Origin of the sequence: Methanosaeta sp. UBA458, assembly GCF_002496085.1 — an archaeon.
In the GTDB taxonomy this organism is placed as follows: domain Archaea; phylum Halobacteriota; class Methanosarcinia; order Methanotrichales; family Methanotrichaceae; genus Methanothrix; species Methanothrix soehngenii.
On sequence record NZ_DAIK01000117.1, the window covers coordinates 525 to 6,747 of the forward strand.

The 6,223-nt window shown below is 48.9% G+C and carries 6 protein-coding genes; all 6 read left to right on the top strand.

From position 1 onward, the window contains the following. Nucleotides 1-220: 220 nt before the first annotated feature. Nucleotides 221-970 carry a tetratricopeptide repeat protein gene (locus tag BP822_RS08615; protein ID WP_286878130.1) on the top strand — a complete coding sequence of 250 codons (750 nt, stop codon included), beginning with the start codon at nucleotides 221-223 and terminating at the stop codon, nucleotides 968-970. Nucleotides 971-989: 19 nt separating this feature from the next. Further along, the gene (locus BP822_RS08620; RefSeq protein ID WP_286878131.1) at nucleotides 990-2,177 is read left to right on the top strand and encodes a helix-turn-helix transcriptional regulator; all 1,188 of its coding nucleotides are present in this window, start codon (nucleotides 990-992) and stop codon (nucleotides 2,175-2,177) included. 148 nt (nucleotides 2,178-2,325) lie between these two features. Then, a complete protein-coding gene (locus BP822_RS08625) occupies nucleotides 2,326-3,393 on the top strand; it encodes a tetratricopeptide repeat protein (protein ID WP_286878132.1) in 1,068 nt (355 codons plus the stop codon). A gap of 185 nt (nucleotides 3,394-3,578) precedes the next feature. Next, nucleotides 3,579-4,670, top strand: coding sequence for a helix-turn-helix transcriptional regulator (locus BP822_RS08630; protein ID WP_048132656.1), 1,092 nt, complete (start codon nucleotides 3,579-3,581; stop codon nucleotides 4,668-4,670). Nucleotides 4,671-5,065: 395 nt separating this feature from the next. Next, nucleotides 5,066-5,239 carry a hypothetical protein gene (locus BP822_RS08635; RefSeq protein ID WP_286878133.1) on the top strand — a complete coding sequence of 58 codons (174 nt, stop codon included), beginning with the start codon at nucleotides 5,066-5,068 and terminating at the stop codon, nucleotides 5,237-5,239. Beyond that, on the top strand, nucleotides 5,236-6,223 hold a 988-nt coding region (locus BP822_RS08640), incomplete at its 3' end, for a tetratricopeptide repeat protein (RefSeq protein WP_286878134.1). The genes BP822_RS08635 and BP822_RS08640, both read left to right, overlap by 4 nt.

Sequence of the window (6,223 nt, forward strand, 5' to 3'; positions counted from 1 at the left end):
GCCTTCAAAATAAGGTCTTCGTTTTCCGTTCATTCACATTACCTTTTATCTATCGTTCATGCCGGGTAGAGGTCGTCGGGCGGCTCGAAGACGAGCTTCCAGACGTGGAGGTTTCAGTGGAATAGTGGATAAGGGGCCAACTCTATGCCAATAAGGGGCAGGCCCCTTATTTGCTATCACCTCTTTAGACGAAGTGAGCAACTTGAAGGAGAGTTTGGGAATGAATGGAAAATCTAAGATGAGAGCCTGGATCGGGGTGGCCATGGTCCTAATAGTGCTCTCTGCGATGTGCTTGGTAGCTACGGCGCAGGAGACTGCAAACGACTGGGTGAAGAAGGGAGATGATCTGATGAATTCAATGGCGTCTGAGTCCTTAACTGAGGCGCTGAACGCATACGACAAAGCTCTTCAAATGGATTCGCAAAATGAGTCTATTTTGCTAAGAAAAACCGTAGTTCTTGATATAATAACAATAGGAACAGCTACAGAGGCGCTTGGTATCGTAGAGAAGAAATTGGAGAATAATCCGCAGGATGCATTGGCCTGGCAGGCAAGAGGTGTAGCACTAAACTACTTGAGCATTGAACAAGAGGCCACCCAATCCTTCGAGAAGGCCATAGAAATATACGATCAAGAGATCCAGAAAGATCCCAAGAACGGCACTGCCTGGTGGTATAAGGCCGAAAATTTAGCGAATCTCCAGAGGTTCGAGGAGGCACTCATTGCTTACGAGAAGGTGATTGAGCTAGACCATCCCAGGAAGGTAGACGCATTGAGCACTAAAGGTGGCATTCTCATGCAGTATGGAAGGCTTGAAGAATCTATCAGTGCCTTAGATAAGGCTACTGAGTTGGATCCAAACCATATCACGTCGTGGTTTACTAAGGGCCAAGCTCTTAAAGAAATGGGACACAATGCAGAATCAGAGGCCGCCTACGCAAAAGCCAGGGAGCTGGGGTATAAAGGTTGACAGCTTCCTTTTTTATATAATGAAGAAGGATCTGATAATCGTGGCTTTGAAGTATGGGCAGGGTATTCTTAAGGAACCAAGAAAGCTCATAGTTGCCCTTCTTCTGCTAGTCTCCATCGCTCTGGCATCTGGACAGGAGTTCGATGGTACGGATGAACAAAAGCTCGACCTAGACATCTACTTATACAATACAGGCAAAACCCTAGTGGCGGGCTACATGGAGGACCCAAAAGGCCTGACATTTCTGAGGACCGCTCAGTACAATGCCCTTTATCCCAATCAATATGTCCCCAGATACAGCTACGATAATGATACTCGCCAGCTATACGCCTGGACAGACGGCCTGACCCGGAAGAATGGGGAGAACTGGAGCCTGGCCTTCACCACCTGGGGACTCTGCAGCCAGTGCCATATCGTCTTCCACTTGCCAGGCGACTTGAGGCTGGGAAGAATCAACAGTTCTAGCGGGCTGAACTACATGATCACCGCCTCCAATGAATCCCTGCTGGTGGATGCCCAGGCACACGGTGTTAAGGATCCTGCCATCACCATAGAGTACCAGCAGCCTTTGGGCAATGAGCCTCTGCAAGACGCATCTGCGAGAGAGGAAGGCCATGGCAGCGGCTCACAAAACCTTCTCATGGTTGCCGCCTTTATATTTATCCTGACTATTGGATCAGCATTCGCTTTCGTCGTAGGCAGGCGAAGAGAAAGACTGCCGCTCGGCCAGGCAGATCGACCAGATCTGTCGGTTGTAGACCGCCAGCCTGAAGTCAGTGCCCCAGATACGTCGGCAGAGCCTTTGCAGGCTGCGCAGATGGCAGCATCGCAGGATTACGCGTCTTTCGAAGCTGATCCGCCGACCGTTGCAGCTGAGGACGATGCGGAGGATGAGGATGATGCAGGGCCCATTGGGATGCTCCCGGCAGCAGAGGGCCAAAAGAAAGATATCGCAGTCAGCAGCGAGATGAAGGCCGTTATGGACGCTCTGACTCACAGAGAGCGCTCGATCATAGAGGCCCTGATAAAGCACGGCGGCAGAACGACCCAGGCGGAGATAAGATATGAGACCGGCCTGCCCAGATCCTCCCTCACCATGGTTCTGGTATCCCTGGAGAGGCGAAACCTCATAACAAAGAAGGAATGGGGCAGGACCAATGTGATAGAGCTGTCTGAATCGTTCTTTTCCAAAAAGGAACAATCCTGAACATCGATCTGCATCCAAACAAATCTTCATTTACCGTCCATCCACATCGTCTTTTATCTATCGTTCATGCCCAGTGGGGATCGCCGGGCGGCTCGAATGAGAGACGCCCGCTGAAGAAATAAAGTGAGCGAAACAGGAGAGTTTGGGAATGAATACAAAAAGAGTGAATACAAAAAAGATGAAGGCCTGGACGGGGATTGCCATGGTCCTGGCCGTATTCTCTGCGCTGTGTCTGGCTGCGGCGGCGGAGGATAACACGCCCGTTGCTTGGATTAAAAAAGGTATAGAATTATCCAGTAACGAATCCTACGAGGAGGCCACCCAAGCCTTCGACAGAGCACTTGAGCAGGACCCTCAGAATCTCAATGCATGGCTTTTCAAGAGCATGGCACTGACGAGTCTGGGCACAAAGATCGCTTTGGAAAATAAGAACCTGGGCATAAAAGACCGTGAAGCCTCTGGCATGACGGCCTTTGATAAAGCTATTGAGGCACATGAAAGGGCTGTAGAAATCGCCCCAGAGAATGCCACTGTCTGGACCTACAAGGCCAACAACCTTGCTAAAATCGGCTCATTCACAGATAACCTTAGCATATTAAACGAATCCCTGCAGGCCTTCGACAAAGCCCTGGAGCTGAATCCCGAGGATGCCGATGCCTGGCATGGTAAAGGTATTGCCTTGGTTTACATAAGCCAGACGAGAGAAGATACAAGCAGATATGAAGAGGCCCTTCGGTACATCGACCGGGCTCTAGAGATAGACCCGCAGACGGCAGGAGCACTGGAGAACAAGGCAGGCATCCTCTCAGAATTAGGAAGACAAAATGAATCTGATAAATTTTATAGCGAAGCTCTTGAGCTTTATAACACCAGTATTGAAACTGAAAAATCGACTGAGGATCTGGTGGAGGCTTGGCTTTCAAAGGGCTTCATTCTGCAAGCTCAGGGCAAATATGAGGATGCTGTCAAGGCACTGGGTAATGCTACTGATGCCGATCCGATGAACGGATTGGCCTGGAAGGTCAAAGGAGTTCTCTTGTGGAGGGAGTTGAAAGAATATGATGATGCCGTAAATGCTTTCGATAAAGCCCTGCAAATTAATCCCAAAGACCCTCTGACCTGGATGAATAAAGGCGATGCTCTAAAAGCGCTGGGCCGCCAGGCCGAAGCGGATGAAGCCTACGCCAAGGCCCGGGAGCTGGGGTATCAAGGTTAAGCCTCTTCCCATCTTTTATAAGAAAGAATTATCGGGATGAGTCTAAGAAATCAGAAGGAAGCGGGGCATGGTAATCCTTGACGAATGGCACAAACTATAAGAAAAGTGAGAAGATCTATCAAACGCAGCCTCTAACTCATCTCAAGGCTTGGAAGGGTAAAATGAGATCGGTCGCGCTGCTAAGAATGTTAGTGAGAGCAAGCCTCCTTTTGATCCTGGCCTCCATGGCCATGGCATCGGCTACCGGTCAGGATTTCGACAGCGAGGTCGCTGGGAAGAATCTCAGCCTCGATGTCTACTTGTATGATAGCGGCAAGGCCCTGGTTGCAGGCTATGCGGATAGCATAGAGGGCCTTACCTTTCTGGAGCCTGCTCGCTATGCTCCGGACAATACCGCTCAGTACACCTCCAAGTACAGGTTTGACAATCAGCTTTATGCCTGGACTGATGCTTTGACCTCGAAGCAAAGAGAGAACTGGAGCCTAATGTTCTCTTGCGACGGTTTTTATAACGAGTACCATGTCATCTTTCACCTTCCGAACAGCTCGAAGCTGGGCAGGATCAACAGCTCTAAGGGACTGAGTTATCTGGTATCTACCTCAAACGACTCTTTGATAGTGGAATCTCATGGGTACGGAGTCTATGAACCAGCGATCTCAATAGAGTATCGACAGCACATGGAGCCAGAGGGCAATGAGCAAGAGGGCATAACAGGAAATACAGGCAATATTAGTAGTAATCTAGATAGCTCAAACGGTGATAATAGCGACCTTAGCCAGGCCTATCTTCTTCTGATTCTGCTCGTAGCTTTAGCAATAGGCAGCCTGATTATTTTCATTGTCCGACGCAGAGCAGTTTCACCTAACGCTGAGTCGTCGATCCCTGAAGCAGAAGATCTTCCCGACGATGATCAGGCCCTCGATGCCTTATCAACTGAATCTGATCAACCGGAGGCCTCTGAGGAAGATGTTGAACCCGAAGAGATGCCTTCGCTCGAAGAAGGGCCGAAGAAGGAGATCGCAGTCAGCAGCGAGATGATGGCGGTCATGGATGCTCTGACTCCTCGAGAGCGTTCTATAGTTGAGGCATTGATCAAACGCGGCGGCAGGATGACCCAGGCGGAGATAAGATATGAGACCAACCTCCCCAGATCCACGCTCACCACGATACTGGTCTCACTGGAGAGACGAAACCTCATAACAAAGAAAGAATGGGGCAGGACCAATGTAATAGAGTTATCGGAAAGGTTCCTTTCCGTCCAGGAGCGCTCCTCCTGAGATTATCCTGGTTTTCCAGAATCGCGGGATTATCCTGCCATCTCAACTCCCACTGGCTCCGGCTCGTTGATTTAGGTATAACGATATGAGAGAAATTTATGAATATATCATATGGCTCTCTCATGCCGAGAGTTCTTAAAAAAAGCTAATAAGATTTATTCTCTATGCAAATTATTCATATTTCATTTTGTCTATTGTTTAAAACGAGCAAATGAGCAGTATTAATGGATGCATACTGTTAATAAGTTTAAAACTTAACACTCGCAAGGTTTATATTCGTTAACTGTCGTAATCCGACAAATGCCGAAAAAGAATTCGGCGGTTCATTGAGTGAGATAGCCGGAAAATGGCTGCCTTATAGCGATTAGATCTTTTTCATCAATAGAAGTGGATCGATGAAAGAGGGCGATGTGAATGAATTCAAAGAGAAGATCCACAACGGATCAATTGATACTGCATTCCCTGGGGAAAGACACAGATGCGGCTGCGGCATTTTTCCAGGCAAAAGAGCTGGGGTATCAGGAATGACTCCCTCACTTTTTCTGAGAATAAAGGAGGTTTGTAAATGAAAACAGGATTTGTCGTTGCATTGTTAGCGATAGCTATGCTCTGCGCCTCGTCACTGGCGCAGGAGGATACAGCAAATGACTGGTATAAAAAAGGCCAGAGCTTGATTGCCACTGGATTCGGATACAACATCGATGAGGCTTTAGAGGCGTTCGATAATGCCATTCAAATCGAACCTCAAAATATCGATGCCTGGCTTGGCAAGGCCAAAAGCCTGGCCTATATGGACGAGAAGAACGAGTCGCTTGAGGCATTCAGGAATATCCTAAATCTAACCAACGAGACCATAAAGGAGAATCCAGAAGATACAAGCGCCTGGCAGAGCAAAGGAATCGCCCTGGCAAGCCTTGGCAGAGAGGCAGAGGCCACAGATGCTTTTGAAAGATCCATTGAACTGCTCAACCAGAGCCTCCTGAACGATCCAAAAGATGCCGAAGCCTGGTGGCTGAAGGCCGAGAATCTGGAATTATTGGGCAGGACCGATTCTGCGCTTGAGGCTTACGATAAGGTCATAGAGCTGAACTCCTCTGAGGCTGTGGGGGCATGGATCCGTAAGTCAGACATCTTCTACGGACTGCCTGGAGGATATAACCAGTCGCAGGACGCCTTCGGCGAAGCGGTCGACCTGATGGGTGTTAACTCCACCAGCTTCATCTCCTTTTGGTATCCTGAAGGAGATCACACCATAATCCTGAACGAGTGGATGATCGATGGCCAGATAGTCAGAGTGGACTTTGGAAGATACAACAGATCCATTCAGGCATACGATGACCTGGTCCAGACCCGCACCAAATCCGGTCTCTTTGCCGCCTGGCAGAGCAAGAGCAGAGCCATCACTCCCCTTGATACGACTCTAGGAAAGCCAAGCGAGTATCTTTTAGGATCGAGCCCCAACTGGGTGGTCTACAACTTCTCCAGTGCCGATTTTCCGGGCAATAAAGGCTCAGCTGATTTACAGGAGGGTTCATTCGAGGATAACAGCGCAG